The sequence below is a fragment of the Streptomyces sp. NPDC052687 genome (genome assembly GCF_040678395.1).
Taxonomy (GTDB): Bacteria; Actinomycetota; Actinomycetes; order Streptomycetales; family Streptomycetaceae; genus Streptomyces.
The window spans coordinates 1-16320 of the sequence record NZ_JBFATR010000024.1 but is presented as its reverse complement, the minus strand read 5'-3'; the positions used below and the strand labels follow the sequence as shown (position 1 = coordinate 16320).

The 16320-nt window shown below is 72.1% G+C and carries 14 protein-coding genes and 1 pseudogene; 5 read left to right on the top strand and 10 right to left on the bottom strand.

Features of this window, described 5'->3' with window-relative positions; translation table 11 throughout:
* The first annotated feature begins 37 nt into the window (after positions 1-37).
* A complete protein-coding gene (locus tag AB0K92_RS20020) occupies positions 38-1360 on the top strand; it encodes an MFS transporter (RefSeq protein WP_365924597.1) in 1323 nt (440 codons plus the stop codon).
* Between the two features lie 70 nt (positions 1361-1430).
* Here AB0K92_RS20020 and AB0K92_RS20015 read toward each other — a convergent pair whose 3' ends face one another.
* Both AB0K92_RS20015 and AB0K92_RS20010 read right to left on the bottom strand, forming a co-directional pair.
* The gene (locus AB0K92_RS20015) at positions 1431-1883 is read right to left on the bottom strand and encodes a cyclic nucleotide-binding domain-containing protein (RefSeq protein ID WP_365924595.1); all 453 of its coding nucleotides are present in this window, start codon (positions 1881-1883) and stop codon (positions 1431-1433) included.
* 332 nt (positions 1884-2215) lie between these two features.
* The gene (locus AB0K92_RS20010; protein ID WP_365924593.1) at positions 2216-2437 is read right to left on the bottom strand and encodes a hypothetical protein; all 222 of its coding nucleotides are present in this window, start codon (positions 2435-2437) and stop codon (positions 2216-2218) included.
* A 165-nt stretch (positions 2438-2602) separates the two neighbouring features.
* Between AB0K92_RS20010 and AB0K92_RS20005 the strand changes: the two genes are divergently transcribed.
* Together AB0K92_RS20005 and AB0K92_RS20000 are read left to right on the top strand one after the other, a co-directional pair.
* A complete protein-coding gene (locus AB0K92_RS20005) occupies positions 2603-3076 on the top strand; it encodes an ATP-binding protein (RefSeq protein ID WP_365924591.1) in 474 nt (157 codons plus the stop codon).
* Between the two features lie 243 nt (positions 3077-3319).
* Complete coding sequence (locus AB0K92_RS20000; protein WP_165995363.1) at positions 3320-4210, top strand: RNA polymerase sigma factor SigF; 891 nt, start codon at positions 3320-3322, stop codon at positions 4208-4210.
* A gap of 78 nt (positions 4211-4288) precedes the next feature.
* Here AB0K92_RS20000 and AB0K92_RS19995 read toward each other — a convergent pair whose 3' ends face one another.
* The 3 genes and pseudogenes from AB0K92_RS19995 to AB0K92_RS19985 form a co-directional block, all read right to left on the bottom strand.
* Positions 4289-5662 (bottom strand): NAD(P)/FAD-dependent oxidoreductase, encoded by a 1374-nt coding sequence (locus tag AB0K92_RS19995; RefSeq protein ID WP_365924589.1) that lies wholly within the window; start codon positions 5660-5662, stop codon positions 4289-4291.
* A 228-nt stretch (positions 5663-5890) separates the two neighbouring features.
* Positions 5891-6325 carry an ATP-binding protein gene (locus tag AB0K92_RS19990; protein ID WP_365924587.1) on the bottom strand — a complete coding sequence of 145 codons (435 nt, stop codon included), beginning with the start codon at positions 6323-6325 and terminating at the stop codon, positions 5891-5893.
* A 129-nt stretch (positions 6326-6454) separates the two neighbouring features.
* Positions 6455-7385 (bottom strand): annotated as a pseudogene (locus AB0K92_RS19985) (IS5 family transposase).
* Positions 7386-7574: 189 nt separating this feature from the next.
* On the opposite strand from AB0K92_RS19985, the gene AB0K92_RS19980 reads away from it, so the two are divergent.
* The gene (locus AB0K92_RS19980; RefSeq protein ID WP_365924585.1) at positions 7575-8417 is read left to right on the top strand and encodes an aminoglycoside phosphotransferase family protein; all 843 of its coding nucleotides are present in this window, start codon (positions 7575-7577) and stop codon (positions 8415-8417) included.
* 129 nt (positions 8418-8546) lie between these two features.
* Here AB0K92_RS19980 and AB0K92_RS19975 read toward each other — a convergent pair whose 3' ends face one another.
* Positions 8547-10478: an AMP-dependent synthetase/ligase gene (locus AB0K92_RS19975; RefSeq protein WP_365924583.1), complete on the bottom strand. Its 1932-nt coding sequence runs from the start codon at positions 10476-10478 to the stop codon at positions 8547-8549.
* Positions 10479-10631: 153 nt separating this feature from the next.
* On the opposite strand from AB0K92_RS19975, the gene AB0K92_RS19970 reads away from it, so the two are divergent.
* Positions 10632-10865, top strand: coding sequence for a DUF6480 family protein (locus tag AB0K92_RS19970; protein WP_165995354.1), 234 nt, complete (start codon positions 10632-10634; stop codon positions 10863-10865).
* A 231-nt stretch (positions 10866-11096) separates the two neighbouring features.
* Here AB0K92_RS19970 and AB0K92_RS19965 read toward each other — a convergent pair whose 3' ends face one another.
* The 4 genes from AB0K92_RS19965 to AB0K92_RS19950 form a co-directional block, all read right to left on the bottom strand.
* Complete coding sequence (locus tag AB0K92_RS19965) at positions 11097-12194, bottom strand: glutamate--cysteine ligase (protein ID WP_365924581.1); 1098 nt, start codon at positions 12192-12194, stop codon at positions 11097-11099.
* A gap of 79 nt (positions 12195-12273) precedes the next feature.
* Positions 12274-14514: a 1,4-alpha-glucan branching enzyme gene (glgB, locus tag AB0K92_RS19960; protein WP_365924579.1), complete on the bottom strand. Its 2241-nt coding sequence runs from the start codon at positions 14512-14514 to the stop codon at positions 12274-12276.
* A gap of 4 nt (positions 14515-14518) precedes the next feature.
* On the bottom strand, positions 14519-15910 hold the full coding sequence (locus AB0K92_RS19955) for a maltokinase (RefSeq protein ID WP_365924576.1): 1392 nt from the start codon (positions 15908-15910) through the stop codon (positions 14519-14521).
* A gap of 43 nt (positions 15911-15953) precedes the next feature.
* The coding region (locus AB0K92_RS19950) for an alpha-glucosidase C-terminal domain-containing protein (protein WP_365924574.1) at positions 15954-16320 on the bottom strand (367 nt) is incomplete at its 5' end.

Here is a 16320-nt window from a genome sequence, read left to right as displayed (position 1 = left end):
GTGCTGCTGCGGGGTTGGTGCACCCTGGTCCCCCTAGATGTATCGAGCAACCAGGAAGCCCGTGGACACCAGCGACAGCAGTACCGAGCAGCAGCCCTCCGCCCCGGCACCGGCCGAACCGTCCCGCCTTGGCCGGCGCCGCTGGGCCATGGACACCCGCCCCCTGCGGCGCCCCGCCTACCGCAGGCTGTGGTCCTCGACCATCGTCACGGCCATCGGCAGCCAGCTGACGGCCGTCGCCGTGCCCAAGCAGATCTACGACATCACCGGCTCCTCGGCCTGGGTCGGCTACGCGAGCCTCGCCGCCCTGCTGCCGCTGGTGGTGTTCGCCCTGTGGGGCGGCGCGGTCGCCGACTCGATGGACCGTCGCACCCTGCTGCTGATCACCAACAGCGGTATCGCCGTCGTCTCGCTGCTGTTCTGGGTCCAGGCGGTGGCCGGGCTGGATTCGGTGGGCGTGCTGATGGTGCTGCTCGCCGCACAACAGGCGTTCTTCGGCCTGAACTTCCCGGCCCGTACGGCTTCCGTCGCCCGGCTGGTCCCCGAGGACGAGCTGCCCGCCGCGAACGCGCTGGGCTCCACCGTCTCGCAGACCGGCCTGGTCGCCGGTCCGCTGCTGGCGGGCGTGCTCATCCCGGTCATCGGACTGGCCGAGCTGTACCTCATCGACGCCGTCGCGCTCTGCGTCACCGTGTGGGCCGTGTACCGGCTGCCCGCGCTGCCGCCGCTCGGCGGCACGGCCGTACGGCGGGCGGGGCTGCGCGAGGTCGCGGCCGGGTTCCGTTACATCGCCCTGCACAAGGTGCTGCTGCTGTCGTTCCTCGCCGACATCGTCGCGATGGTCCTCGGCATGCCCCGCGCCCTGTTCCCGCAGCTCGCGTCCGAGACCTACGCCTCGTACGGCGAGGGATTCGCGCTGGGGCTGCTGTTCGCGGCGATACCCGTCGGCGCGGTGGCCGGCGGGCTGTTCTCCGGGACGTTCTCCCGGGCCCGCCGGCACGGGCTGATGGTCATCGGAGCGGTGGTGGTCTGGGGCGTCGCGATCACCGGGTTCGGGCTGAGCACCAGCCTGTGGATCGCGGTGGCCTTCCTGATGCTGGCCGGGGTCGCGGACATGGTCTCCATGGTGTTCCGCGGCGCGATCCTGCTGTCCGCCGCCACCGACGAGATGCGCGGCCGGATGCAGGGCGTCTTCACGGTCGTCGTCGCGGGCGGACCGCGCCTGGCCGACGTGCTGCACGGCACGGCGGGCTCCGCCTTCGGCCCGCGGGCCGCCGTCACGGGCGGCGGGCTGCTGGTGGTCGTGGTGATGCTGACCCTGGCCCTGGCGGTCCCGGCCCTGCGCCGCCACCGGATCTGACCCGGCCGCGCGGCGGTTCGCGGCGGTTCGCGGCGCCCGCGGGTGTCCGCGGCGTCGCGCCCGGCGCCTCCTAGGAGGAGCGCCGGTGCATGGTGTACTGCTCCAGCAGCTGCACCCGCGTCGTCTCCAGCCGGTGGGCGAGGATCTCGGCGACGATGCGCATCAGCGTCATGCCGAGCCGCGGATCCTCCTCGCACAGCGCGAGCACGGGCTCGGCGTCGAACTCGTAGGCGCGGACGGGGCTGAAGGCCTCGGCGCCGAAGTCCCAGCGGTGCGGCGGGAACAGCCAGGACCAGCCCAGCAGGTCGCCGGCGCCGAGGCCGGCCACGGTCACCCGCTGGAGCGACGACACCCGCTGGTCGAGCGAGACCGCGCCGGAGCGGATCACCCAGAACCGGTCGGCGACTCCGTCCGCCTCGAAGATCCGGGCGTCCTCCGGAAAGGACACCTCCCGGGCCAGCGCCATCAGGCGCCCGCGCTGCGGCGGGGGCAGGGCGGTCAGCAGTTTGATCGCTTTGGTCATGACGCGGTGCTCCTCGCCGGCGCTCGGTTCGGGTGCGTTGCCTACGCCCATTTCAGCCGCTGCGGGCGTCGCGAGCACCTCGGCGGAGCGGAGTTTCCCGTCCTGCGGGCGTATTAAAAGCCCTGGCTGGACGGGGGAAACCAGCCAGGGCCGTAGCGGTGCCGGAGGAGGATGCCATCGACTCCGTCACCACGTATGTGTGAATCGTAAACCATCTCTCGGTGCTGGTTGCACGTTGAACCGGGTTACGTGACCTGTTTCACTCGGGTTTCCTCCGCGTTGCGCGCACGTGTCATCCCGCGCACGCGGTCAGCCCGCCGCTCACACGCCGCTCACCCCTCCTTCGCGTGTTTGCCGGGGGTCAGGATCTCGTCCAGCACCCCGATCACCGCCTCGAACGCCAGCGCACGCGCGGCGGCCTCGCGGGCCCGGTCCGGTTCGGCCGCCTCCAGCTCGTCGCCACGCCGCCGCCACGCCTGCTCCTCCCGTACGGCCCAGGCCCTGCCCCGCTGGATCCGCCGCATCAGCTCGTCTGAGTCCACGACATCGGTCATGACGTTCGCGTACCCCGCATTCCGGGACTCGATGGCCGTCCGGACGGGGCGCGACGGGTTTGGGTCCGCCGTCGATGGTCAGCCGAAAAATGGGGGAAATCGGGCGGAATCGCCCGCTCCTTCCCCCTCCCTTCATCCCGACCGACAAGTCAGGGAGCGAGTGACGTGAGCATCCAGCAATGGACCGAGCCCCGAGGTGAGCGACCCGGCCGGCAGGGGCCCCGAAGTGAACCGGCCGGCCGCTACGGGCCGGCCTGCCCGGGCACCTGCCGCCCGGCCGATGTGCGCGGAGCCGTACGGCGCGCGGTGGCGCGGTGCTGCCGGGTCACCGGCGCCCGCTGCGACGAGGACGGCCTCGCGGACGCCCTGCTCGTCGCGTCGGAGCTGACCACCAACGCCATCCTGCACGGCGGCGGTGTCACCCGGGTCGACGTCGACGTCGTCGAGCACGGGGTGCGGGTGTCGGTGTGCGACCGCAGCGACCGGATGCCGGAGGTCAGGTCGCCGCTCGACGACCGCGGGCGCCGCCGGGTCGGCGGCCGCGGCTGGCCGATCGTGTGCCGCCTGGCCCGCGACGTCCGGGTCACCGGACTGCCCTCCGGCGGCAAGCGCATCACCGCGGAGGTGGACGTCTTCTGATCACCATCGGCCCAGGTCGGCGTCTTCTGAGCGCTTGACGCGGAGTTCCCCGCTCCGGTCCGTGTTTGTACTCCAGGCGACCGGGCAAGCGCACTTTCGTGCTTCGGACCGGAGGCGCGCCAGCGGGGAGTGGTCTGCGCTCCGGGGGCCCCGGCCGACCGGACGCACTCCGGACGCACTCCTCTTCCCGCGGTCATCAGTCCCGAGAAAGTCGCTGAGAAGACCGTTCAGGAGCGATTCCGCATGCGCATCGACACGTCGACCAGCAGCACCCCCACCTCCGGGCTCCCCACCACGCACCCCAACCGACGACCGCACGACGACGCCCCCGAGACCGCCCACCTCTTCGCCAAGCTGGCCGAGCTGCCGGACGGTCCCGAGCGTGACGCCGTGCGCGACGAACTCGTCACGGCCTGGCTGCCGATGGCCCACCGCATCGCCGGACGGTTCCGCGACCGGGGCGAGTCCGTCGAAGACCTGCGCCAGGTGGCCGCCCTCGGACTCGTCAAGGCCGTCGACCGTTACGACCCCGAACGCGGAGCCTTCGAGAGCTACGCCGTCCCCACCATCACCGGCGAGGTCAAGCGCCACTTCCGCGACCGCATGTGGGCGCTGCGCGTCCCGCGCCGGGTGCAGGAGCTGCGCAACAAGGTGCGCGTCGCCCGCCGCGAGCTCGCCCAGAACCCCGGCACCCGCGAGCCCTCCGTCGCCGAGATCGCCGCCCACACCGGCCTCACCGAGGAGGAGGTGGCCGCCGGTATCGAGGCGCTGGAGAGCTTCAGCACCCTCTCCCTCGACGCCGAACTCTCCAACGACGAGGACGGCTACAGCCTCGCCGACACCCTCGGCGCGCCGGACAACGCCTACGACGTCGTGGTGGACCGCGAGTCCGCCAAGGAGTGCCTGCGCAACCTGCCGGAACGCGAACGCGCCATCCTCTACATGCGCTTCTTCGAGGACATGACGCAGAGCCGGATCGCCGACCGGCTCGGCATCTCGCAGATGCACGTCTCCCGGCTGATCAGCCGCAGCTGCGCCCGCGTCCGCGACGAAGCCCTGGGCCGGCGCGGCGGCGGTCGGCCGAACTCGGCGCGTACGACGGGATCGTGCACCCCGCGGCGCCGCCGCCGCTGAAGGGGTCCCGGGCAGACCCGGACAGAGGGGAGGCCGGTCCGCTCGGACCGGCCTCCCCTCTCCGCTGCGCAGGACGGGTCAGGACGCCTGTGAGCGGGTGCTCTCCACGTGCGCCCGCACCTGCTCCGGCGTCATGTAGGCGTCGGTGTACTCGAAGTCCTTCAGCTTCGCGGGCTTGCGCGCCTGGAAGCCGGTGCGGACGAAGTCGTCCCCGGCCACCGCGTTCAGCACCCAGTTGGTCATCACCCGCGTCTTGGCGACGTTGGTGCGCAGCGCCGACCAGTGGTAGCCGCGCGCGACGACCTGCGCGGGCAGCCCGTGCAGCTCCACGCCGAGCGGCTTGGACACCGCGTCCTTGCCGCCCAGGTCGACCACGAGCCCGAGATCCTTGTGGATGTACGGCTCCAGGGGCGCGCCGCGCAGCGTCGCGATGACGTTGTCGGCGACCTTGCGGCCCTGCCGCATGGCGTGCTGCGCGGTCGGCGGGCACACGTTGCCGAGCCCCTTGGCCACGTCCGGCACCGCCGCGGCGTCGCCCAGCGCGAACACCCCGTCGTGGCCCGGCACGGTCATCTCGGCGGTGACGGCGAGCCGCCCGCGCACGGTCTCCGCGCCCAGCGTCGCGATGAGCGGGCTCGCCACCACACCCGCCGTCCAGATCAGGGTGCGGGTGGGCACCGCCCGGCCGTCGGTGAAGGTGACCTCCTCCGGGCCCGCCTTCGCGATGGACACCCCCAGCGACACCTCGATGCCCCGCCGCCGCAGCACTTCCAGCGCGCTGCGGCCCAGCTTGTCGCCGAGTTCGGGCATCAGCTTCGGCGCGATGTCGATCAGATGCCACTTGATCAGCCGCGGGTCGAGCCGCGGATAGCGCTTCACCGCGTTGTGGGTGAGCCGCTGCAGACAGGCGGCCGTCTCGGTGCCCGCGTAGCCGCCGCCGACGACCACGAACTGCAGCCGCGAGGCCCGCTCGGCGGGGTCCTGGCTCGCGTCGGCGAGGTCGAGCTGCGAGATGACGTGGTCACGGATGTAGGCCGCCTCGGCGAGAGTCTTCATGCCGAAGGCGTGGTCGGTCAGCCCGGGGATGTCGAAGGTGCGGGTCACACTGCCCGGGGCCAGCACGAGATAGTCGTACGGCTCGTTGACGGTCTCGTCGGTGATGGTGCGGATCACGCAGACCTTCGCCTTGAGGTCCACGCCGATGGCTCCGCCCGGGATGATCCGGGTGCGGTACTTGCGGCTGCGGCGCAGGGAGAGCGCGATCGACTGAGGGGTCAGCACCCCGGAGGCGACCTGCGGCAGCAGCGGCAGATAGAGCTGGTAGGAGAACGGGGTCACCAGCGTGACGTCGGCCTCGTCGGGGCCGAGCCGGCGTTCCAGGCGCCGTACGCACTCCACTCCCGCGAAGCCCGCGCCCACCACCAGGATCCTGGGTCGTGTCACGTCGTCCATCCCTTCCGCGGTGTACGCATCGATCCCACCGTGCCGGACGCCGGAGCGCCAGTCGGGCGCGGCATGCAGATGACCGGCGGGCCTCGGCCGTAACCGCATCGCTGAAGCGGACCTTCGGTGAGCCGGCGCCGGGGCGGGGGCCGTGCCACTGGCTTCCCGCCCGGAACCGGGGTCCGGCCCGCCGGGTGCCCAGCGAGCGCCGGTCGACGCCCCGTGGCGATCAACCCGTCACCACGGCAGGAACGCGTGCACGTCCTTGCCGTCCTTCCCGGTCACCACGCTCACCTGGTCGCACAGGGCGTGCAGCAGATGCCAGCCGATGCCGCCGCCGCCCGTACTGGGGCGGAACGGACGCGGCGCCGGCACCGTGGTACTGGTGTCGTGCAGGGTGACGTGCACCCCGTCGATCGCGCGGCGCAGCCGCAGCTCGAAGGGGCCCGGCGCGTACTGCACCGCGTTCGCCGCCAGCTCCGTCACCACGAGCAGGACATCGTCCCAGTGCTCGGGCAGCGCGGGCGGTGCCACCCGCGCCAGATCCCGCAGGAACGCCTCCGCGGCGAGCCGCGCACCTGTCACGTCGCGCGGCTCGCCCGGAAAGCCGATCGTGCGGCTGGGGATTCCTTGGGCAGCCAGTCTGTCGTCCCATCCCGGCTCGGTCGTCATGTCGCCATTCCCGCGTAGGGTTCGCAGGCTCCTCGTCACCTGTTCCGTCCCAGGTGAGCACTGGGCGAGTTCCCCGGGCCGCAGGGCCCATGCGGACCGGGTCGACCCGACTAGGACTTGTCCGGCCGATCATGTCCGGAGCCAGATGACCAGGGCTGCCGCTGTGGTGGTGCCGAGGTAGGCGTAGCCGCGCTTGTCGTAGCGGGTGGCGACCGCGCGGGACTGTTTGAGCCGGTTGATGGTCCGCTCGATGATGTTGCGTTTCTTGTAGCGGTCTTCGTCGAAGCCGGGTGGCCGTCCGCCGCGTGAGCCTTTGCGTACGCGGGCGGCCTGGCTGTCGGTCTTCTCCGCGATGGTGTGCCGGATACCCCGTCGGCGTAGGTACTCGCGGCAGGGCCCGTTGCTGTATGCCCTGTCCGCTGCCAGGCTGTCCGGCTTCTTGCGGGGCCTGCCCGGCCCCACCCGCGGGACGCGGATCTTCTCAAGCACGGGCTTGAACTGGGTGCAGTCCGCCCGCTGGCCCGGCGTGAGGACCAGGGACAACGGACGGCAGCGGCCGTCCGCGCTCAGGTAAATCTTGCTGGTGAACCCGCCCAGCGAACGGCCCAGGCCCTCACCTCCAGCACCACCTCCTCCAGGCGCCGACGAGGCTCTGCCACGGCGTCTCGTTCTGGCGTTCTACCATCTTGGCCCCCTTTGAAGCGGGCGCCGGAGGTGGGGCGGTGGGGGCGCCGGCCGCATGTTGGTGAGCACGGACGATGGTGGAGTCGACCGAGATGTCCCAGTCGATCTCACCTGCCTTGTCGACGGCGGCCTGGACCTGCTGGAGCAGACGCTCCCACGTTCCGTCTGCGGACCACAGCCGGTGGCGTTCGTAGACGGTCTTCCACGGACCGAAGCGTTCGGGCAGGTCACGCCACTGCACGCCGGTCCTCACCCGGTGCAGGATGCCGTCGATCACCTGCCGATGATCCCGCCACCGGCCACAACAACCGTTGCTAACCGGCAGAAACGCCCGCAGCCGTTCCCACTCGACATCCGTCAGATCCCCTCGTCCCATGTCCACGTCAACGACCCGAACACGGGCCAGTCACATGATCGGCTGAATAAATCCCAGGGCCTGTGCAGGTCCCGCTTTGCGATGCTTATCGCCGGTCCGGGGATTGGCCGCCAAATGATGTCCACGAAGACATCGGGGGCGTCACTGCTGTCCCCCGACGTATGTGACTCAATGATGAGGGAGAACGGTATGGAGCCATCAGAACTCCACCGCGCAGCTGAGGCAGGGCGGGCGACTGCTTCAGAGCTGGGCCTTCAGGTCGACGATGCGATCGTCATCCACAACTCGGACCGCGTCGCGCTGCGCCTGGTCCCTTGTGATGTTATGGCTCGGGTCGCACCGTTGAGGCATCTGGCTGATTCCGAGTTCGAGGTAGAAGTTGCTCGCCGTCTCGCCGACGTTGACGCGCCGGTGGCTGAACTCGAGCGTCGGGTCGAGCCCCGAGTCTATGTGCGCGATGCCTTCGCCATCTCGCTATGGACCTACCACGAACCGGTGGGATCAGAGATCGCGCCGGCCGACTACGCAGACGTGTTCTTGCGGCACCACGCCGCCCTGCGGCAGATCGATCTGGACGCACCGCATTTCACCGATCGAGTCGCCGTGGCACTGAGAGAGGTGAACGACCGGGAGCAGTCTCCCGAGCTGCCCGATGTCGACAGGGCACTCCTCAGCGACACGCTCAGTGGACTGAGCACCGCGATCAGCATCGACAAAGCTGGCGACCAGCTGTTGCACGGGGAGCCTCACCCGGGCAACCTCCTGAACACGAGGAGAGGGCCGCTTTTCGTAGACCTCGCCACCTGCTGCCGCGGGCCGATCGAGTTCGACCTCGCCCATGCGCCCGAAGACGTGGGAAAGCACTATGCGGGGGCTGACCACGACCTGGTCCACCGGTGCCGCGCCCTGAACTGGGCGATGTTCTCCGCCTGGCGCTGGCGCCGAGACGACCAAATGCCCGACCGGGATCACTGGAGAGTGGAGGGCCTCAACCAGGTTCGTGCTGCACTCGATCGCTGCGGACTGGGCTGAACTTGAGACAGAGGGGCTGCTCCTTCCGATCCGCTGCGCCGTGTGCGGCGTCCCGTCACGGTGCAGCGGTCGAAGTCTGCCAGTCTGAGGGGCCCCTCGCCCCGTGCCCACGTCAACGACCCGGACGGACTAGTCACATGATCGGCCGGACAAGTCCCAGCGGAACACGTCGTCCGTGTCGTCCCAGAGCGCCGGCTCCTCGGTGGCGAGCCGGGGCAGCGGTGCCCGTGCCGCGTACATCGCGTCGATGTCCGCCGCGTAGTGCCGCACGATCGCGTCCCGCCGCAGCTTCATCGACGGCGTCAGCAGGCCGTTCGCCACGTCGAAGGGCTCCGGCAGCACCCGGAACACGCGGATCGACTCCGACCGGGACACCGCGCTGTTGGCCGCGGCCACCGCCCGGGCGACCTCCTCCCGCAGCGCGTTCTCCTCCCGCGCCTCCCGCAGCGGCGCGTCCCCCGGCAGCGCCAGCGCCGCCCGCCAGTGCACCAGGAACTCGGGGTCCAGGGTGATCAGGGCACCCACGCATGGCCGGTTGTCGCCGACGACGACCGCCTGGTGGATGAGCGGATGCAGCCGCAGCCGCTGCTCCAGCGCCGCCGGGGCGACACTCTTGCCGCTGCTGGTGATGATGACGTCCTTCTTGCGCCCGGTGATCGTCAGATAGCCCTCGGAGTCCAGCTGCCCCAGGTCCCCGGTGGCCAGCCAGCCGCCGCGCAGCGCGGCCATCGTGGCGGCCGGATCGCCCAGATAGCCCTGGAACAGCGACGGCCCGCGCACCAGGATCTCCCCGTCGGCGGCCACCCGGATCTCCGTGCCCGGCAGGGCCTGCCCCACGGTGCCCGACTTCTCCCGGCCGAGCGGCTGCATGGTGATACCGCCGCCGGTCTCGGTCAGCCCGTAACCGTCGTGCACGTAGATGCCGATGCCCTCGAAGAACAGCGACAGCTCGCGGCTGAGCGGCGAGCCGCCCGAGGTGGCCCGGCTCACCCGGCCGCCGAGCGCCGCCCGCAGCCGCCGGTAGACGGCCCGCTCGTACACCGCGTGCTGGAGCCGCAGTTCCATCCCCGGCCCCGAGCCCCGGCCCAGCCGCTGCCGCTCGCCGGCCGCCGCGAACGCGCGCGCCGTCTCCGCCGCCCGCTCGAACAGCGCCCCGCGCCCCGACTGCTGCGCCGTCCGCAGGAACGTCTTGTACAGCTTCTCGAACAGCGACGGCACGGCGTGGAAGTACGTCGGCCGGAACGAGCGCAGCGCGCTGCTCAGGGCCGCCTCGCTCACCTCCGGCTCATGCCCCAGCACCATCCCGCCGCGCACACACAGACCCTGCACCATCAGGCCGTACACATGGGAGAACGGCAGGAAGACCAGGATCCGGCCCTGTTCGCCCGGCGGCGCCGCCGTATGGCCCCAGCCCGCGAGCAGGGTGTCACAGACGCTCGCCAGGGCGCGGTGGCTGAGCATGCACCCCAGCGGGCGGCCCGAGGCGCCGGACGTGTAGGCGACGACCGCCGTCGCGTCCGGCAGCACGATCCGGCGCAGCGAGTCGACCGTCTCCGGCGGGATCACCTCGCCGCGCGCGGCCAGGTGCGCGAGTCCGCCCGCGTCCAGCTGCCACACGTGCCGCAGCGCCGGCAGCCCCGCGCACACCGAGCCGACCGTCATCGCGCCGTGCTCGTCCTCCACCACCACCGCCGTGCACGCCGCGTCCCGCAGGATCCACTCGACCTGCTCGCGCGACGCGCTCGGATACACCGGCACCACCTCGGCGCCCACCGCCCACAGCGCGTAGGCGAGCACCGTCCACTCGTACCGGGTGCGCGCCATCACCGCGACCCGCCGGCCCGGCGCGATGCCCGAGGCGATCAGGCCCCGCGCCAGATCGACCACCTCGTCCCGCAGCTCGACCGCGGTCACCTCCACCCAGTGATCGGCGGACGCGTCCGGGCGGTACGCGGCGAGCGGCAGGGCGGGGTCGCGTTCGGCTCTGTCGAAGAGGCTGTCGGCGAGCCCGCCGGTCAGCGCGGGCGGCATGGTCGGGGGAGCGAGTGCGACATCGCGCATGCGCTGCTCCTGAGGTGTACGGGCCGTGACGTCGCCGACGAGAACCGTTATCGGCGCTGGTCGAATCTAGCGGTCGGCGGGCCCGTGTGGTGGCCGGTCCGCGGAAGTGGGATCCGATCGATGATCTCGGCGGGATCGGGGGACTCGGTGCATATGACTCATGTCAACCCAGACCCGGAACCCGAGCGGACGACAGGCCTCGAACCGGGCGGCGGCGTACCCCCCGGGGAGACCCCGCCCGCCGAGAGCAGCATGCCGGAGGCCGGCCCCCGGGAGACGCACAACCCGACCAAGGGCTGGGCCAAGGGCCCGCTGACGGTGATCATCGTGCTGGCGGTCCTGGTGGCGGCGTTCTTCGTGGCCTACGCCGTGGTCCTGATGCTCTAGCCCGCGGCGCTCGCGGTGCTCGCGGCGCCCGCAGCCTGCGGGTGTCGCGGGATCGCGGGACGGCCCACGCCCGCCGCGCCCGGACCCGGTCCGCGCGCGGTGCGGGGGAGCCACGCCCTCTGCCGTGACCGGAGGGGGTGGGTCTGCGGCGTGCCCGCGTTCGACCCGTCCCGCTCCTGGGCCGGCGCCCTGCGTTCAGGGCGTCTCGCCCTGGGGTGCAGGGTCCCGTAATCAGCCCGTCTCGCCCTGGGTGCGGCGCACGCACTCGGCGACGACCTCGCGGAGGCTGTCCGTCCGCTCCAGCGTCTCGCGCTGCACGCGGGCGCCGTTGCCCTCCCGGAACAGCCGGGCACAGGTCTCGCGCGCCCGGTCCAGGTCACCGGTTTCCTTGAGCGCGTCCGCGACGTGGTCCAGCAGGGCCCCGACGACCGTCTCGGCCGGCGCGGGCCGCATCCCGGCGGGCAGCAGCAGGTCGCCGGTGAGCCCGGAGCGGGCGGCGCGCCATCCGGCCAGCCGCAGGACGCTCACCCCGAGATCGGCCGGCGGCCGTCCCGCGCGCCAGTCCCGCGCCGCCGTCTCCACCAGCCCCCGGGCGAGGGTGGCGATCAGCACGGCGGTGTCCGCCTCCAGGCACACGTCGGAGACCCGTATCTCCACCGTGGGATAGCGTTCGGACAGCCGGGCGTCGAAGTACACCATCGCCTCGTCGAGCAGCGTGTCCGTCGCCATCATGTCCGCGACGCGCCGCCGGTAGCGCTCCGCCGAGCCGAACAGCTCGGTCGGGCCCGCCGACGGCCAGCGCTGCCAGACCCGGCTGCGGTAGCTGCTGTAACCGGTGTCCTTGCCCTGCCAGAAGGGCGAGTTGGCGCTCAGCGCGGACAGCACCGCGAGCCACGGCCGCAGCCGGTCCACGACCGCCACGCCCTCCTCGTCCGATTCAACGGCCACATGGACATGGCAGCCCAGGACCATCTGTTCGCGGGTGGCGATCCCGTACTCCCGCTCCATCCACTGATAGCGCTCGTTCGCGCCCACGGACGGGCTCACCGGCAGCGGGGACGTGGCCAGCGCGGCGACCGCGCAGCCTATCCCCTCCGCGTGCCGGGCGGCCTCCCGGCGGCAGCGGACGATCTCCGCGCCCAGCGCCGCCATGTCCGTCTGCGGATGCGTCGCGAACTCCAGCATCTGATCGTAGAGTTCCTTCTCGAACACATCCTGTTCGGCGTCCTCCTGAACCGCGCGGGCCAGCACGGCCGCCGAGCGGGCCCGTGGCTCGCCGGTCTCCGGATCCACCAGGAGGAGCTCCTCCTCCACACCGACGGTGCGCACCTGTGCCCGCCTTTCCGATGCTCTGCCGAGGTGGGAGGACCCTCCTCCCGTAGCCCACGACTGCCCCGGCGGCGGCGGTTCACACCGGCACGGGCGTCAGCCAGACCGTGGCCAGTGGCGGCAGGGTGATCCGGACGTGGCCGTCCTCGGGCTCGACCGGACCGGGGTTGGTGACGTCGCTGCCGCCGTAGCGGGCCGCGTCGGTGTTCAGGATCTCCTGCCAGGCGACGACGTCGTCCGGGGCCCACAGGCGGTAGTCGTGGCGGACGACGGGGGAGAAGTTGCTGACCGCGAGGAGCGGACTGCCGTCGGCGGCGTAACGCAGGAACGCGAAGACGTTGTCGTCGGCCGCGTCGCACGCCACCCACCGGAAGCCGGACGGGTCGCTGTCCCGCTGCCACAGGGCCGGACTGCGCCGGTAGTGGGCGTTGAGATCGCGCACCAGATCCTGCACGCCACGGTGGTCGCCCGCCGCGCAGTAACCGTCGTCCAGCAGCCACCACTCGGGGCCGTGCGCCTCCGACCACTCACCGCCCTGCGCGAACTCCTGGCCCATGAACAGCAGTTGCTTGCCCGGGTGGGCCCACATGAAGCCCAGGTAGGCGCGGTGGTTGGCGCGCCGCTGCCACCAGTCGCCGGGCATCTTGGAGACCAGGGCCTGCTTGCCGTGCACGACCTCGTCGTGCGAGATCGGCAGGACGTAGTTCTCGCTGTACGCGTACACCATCGAGAAGGTCATCTCGTTGTGGTGGTACTTGCGGTGCACGGGCTCCTTGCTCATGTACTCCAGCGAGTCGTGCATCCAGCCCATGTTCCACTTCAGCCCGAACCCCAGCCCGCCGCCGTCGGTGGGCCGGGTCACCCCGCCCCACGCGGTGGACTCCTCCGCGATGGTCACCACGCCGGGCACCCTGCGGTACACGGTGGCGTTCATCTCCTGGAGGAACGTCATCGCCGCCAGGTCCTCCCGCCCGCCGTAGGCGTTGGGGGACCACTGGCCGTCCTCGCGGGAGTAGTCGAGGTAGAGCATCGAGGCGACCGCGTCGACGCGCAGCCCGTCGATGTGGAACTCCTCGCACCAGTAGACGGCATTGGCGACCAGGAAGTTGCGCACCTCGGTGCGCCCGTAGTCGAACTCGTACGTGCCCCAGTCCGGGTGCTCCGCCCGCTGCGCGTTCCCGGGCTCGTACAGCGGGTCCCCGTCGAACCGGGCCAGCGCCCAGTCGTCCTTCGGGAAGTGCGCCGGCACCCAGTCCATGATCACGCCGATGCCCGCCCGGTGGCAGGAGTCGACGAAGTAGCGGAAGTCGTCCGGGCTGCCGAGCCGCGGGGTCGGCGCGTAGTACGACGTCACCTGGTAGCCCCACGACCCGCTGAACGGGTGCGCGGCCACCGGCATCAGCTCCACGTGCGTGAAGCCCATGTCCTTCACGTACGCGGGCAGCTCCTCGGCGAGCTGCCGGTAGGTCAGCCCCGGCCGCCACGACGGCAGGTGCACCTCGTAGACGGAGAACGGCGCCTCGTGCACCGGCGTGTCCGCGCGGTGCGCCAGCCATTCCTGGTCGCCCCACTCGTAGCGCGAGCGGGTGACGATCGACGCCGTGTCCGGCGGCAGCTCCGCCTCGCGGGCCATCGGGTCGGCCTTCAGGAACCGGCCGCCGTACTGGGAGGTGATCTCGAACTTGTACCGGGTGCCCTCGCCGATGCCCGGCAGGAACAGCTCCCACACCCCGGAGGCGCCCAGCGACCGCATCGGGAACGCCGTCCCGTCCCAGTGGCAGAAGTCCCCGGCGACCCGCACGCCGCGCGCGTTCGGCGCCCACACCGTGAACCGGGTGCCCGCCACGCCCTCGTGGACCATCGGCTCGGCGCCGAGCGCCTTCCACAGCTGCTCGTGCCGGCCCTCGCGGATCAGATGCAGGTCCAGCTCGCCGAGCGCGGGCAGGAACCGGTACGGGTCGTGCGTCTCCCGCTCCCCGTCGCCGTACGACACCAGCAGCGTGTACGCCGGGATCTCCGCGCACGGCAGCACGGTGGAGAACAGGCCCCCGCCCTCCGGGACCAGGGGGTGGCGCACCCCGTCGACCAGGGCGGTCACCGACTCGGCGAACGGGCGCAGCGCCCGCACGGCCACCCCGCCCGGCACGGGGTGCGCGCCGAGCAGGGCGTGCGGGTCGTGATGCGACCCGGACAGCAGCCGGTCCCGGTCGGCCGGGTCCAGCGGGGGAGCCGTCCCGCCCGGCCGGTACGCGGCCGGGGGCGGGGCGGAGTTCTCGGGGAGTGCGGGGTTCTCGGGGAGTGAGGTGTCGCGCAGCGCCACGGTGTCAGTCTCCTCTCACGGCGAGTCGTTCGATCGCCGCCATCGGCACGGGGAGCCAGTCCGGACGGTGTCTGGCCTCGTAGAGCACTTCGTAGACGGCCCGGTCGGTCTCGTAGGCCCGCAGCAGGCCGTGCTTCTTGCGGGGGTCCCAGCCGGCGCGCGCCGCGTAGCCCGCGCAGAACGCCTCCCGGCAGCGGCGCGCCCACTCGGGGCGCCAGGGCCGGCGCTGCCGGGCCGCGTAGTCGAAGGACCGCAGCATGCCCGCGATGTCCCGGACCGGGGACTGGGCGCTGCGCCGCTCGGCGAGCGGCCGGGACGGTTCGCCCTCGAAGTCGATGACGAACCACTCGCGGCCCGCGCGCAGCACCTGGCCGAGGTGCAGGTCGCCGTGGATCCGCTGGGCGGGCGGTCCCGGATCGCAGGTCGTGAGCGCGCTGAACGCGCCGCGCAGCCCCGGCACGTACGGCCGCAGCGCGGGCACGCTGTGCGCGGCGGCGTCCAGCCGCTCGGCCATCGCCGCCGCCGTGCGCGCGTTCTCGCCGGGCGCGCCGGTCGGGAACGCGGCGGCCAGCGCCAGGTGGACGTCCGCGGTGGCCCGGCCCAGTTCGCGGGCGTGGGCGGTGAAGTCCGTGCCGGTCGCGAGGGCGTTCAGGGCCAGCGTCCAGCCGTCGTGCGCGTCCCGCAGGAACGGCTGGAGCACGCCCAGCGTCGCGGGCTGCGGCTGGGTGGTGCGGAACCACGCCACCGGCGCGGGCACCCGCGCGCAGCCCTGCCCGGCCAGCGCGACCGGCACCTCCAGGTCCGGGTTGACGCCCGGCTGGATCCGCCGGAACACCTTCAGGATGAACTCGTCGCCGTACACCAGCGAGGAGTTCGACTGCTCGGCGTCCAGCACCCGCGGCACCAGCCCGGCCGGCACCGGCTGGGCCGGGTCGCCCTCGAAGCGCAGCGGGCCCGCCGAGCCCGGGTGCCGCAGCCGCTCCAGCAGCAGCTGCGCCGAACGGGGGTCGAGGAGGGCGTCGAAGATCGTCAGACCGGCCAGCGGGCCTTCCTGGGCGCGCCCGATCAGGGCCCGGCCCAGCCGCGGCGACGGATGCTCCTGCACGCCGAGGAACAGCTGGTAGATGTCCCCGGGAGGCGGGGTGCCGCCGGGTGCGGGCACGCCCGCGTGGCTGCCGTGGCCGCCCGCGTGACCGGCGTGCACCAGCAGGTGCAGGCAGCCCGGGAACAGCTCGGTCAGGGACAGCAGCCGCAGATCCGTGACCGGACGGTCCTTCCCCGCGAACCACCGCTGCCTCGGCAGCCACGCCCGCAGCAGGCCGTCGAGCGAGGCCATGGGCCGGACGAGCCCGGCCCTGCCGCTGCCGCTCGGTCGGAGGTATGCGGTCTTCGTCATGGTGACGCCTCCTTTCGTCGGCGCACGCTCACGGTCGTCGGCGTCACAGCCGGCGGCCGATGCGAGATGCGACTCGGACGAGCCGGAACCAGTAGAAGCCGTGGCCCCCGAGGGTCAGCAGATAGGGGAGTTCACCGATGGCGGGGAAGCGGACCCCGCCGAACAGCTCGACCGGGTGGCGGCCGGCGAACTCGCGCAGGTCCAGCTCGGTCGGCTGGGCGAACCGCGCGAAGTTGCTCACGCACAGCACCAGGTCGTCCTCGTACTCCCGCAGGAAGGCGAGCACCGCGGGGTTGGACGACTGGAGCTCCCGGAACGAGCCGAGGCCGAAGGCGGGGTTCTGCTTGCGGATCTCGATCATGCGGCGGGTCCAGTGCAGCAGCGACGAGGGCGACGCCATGGACGCCTCG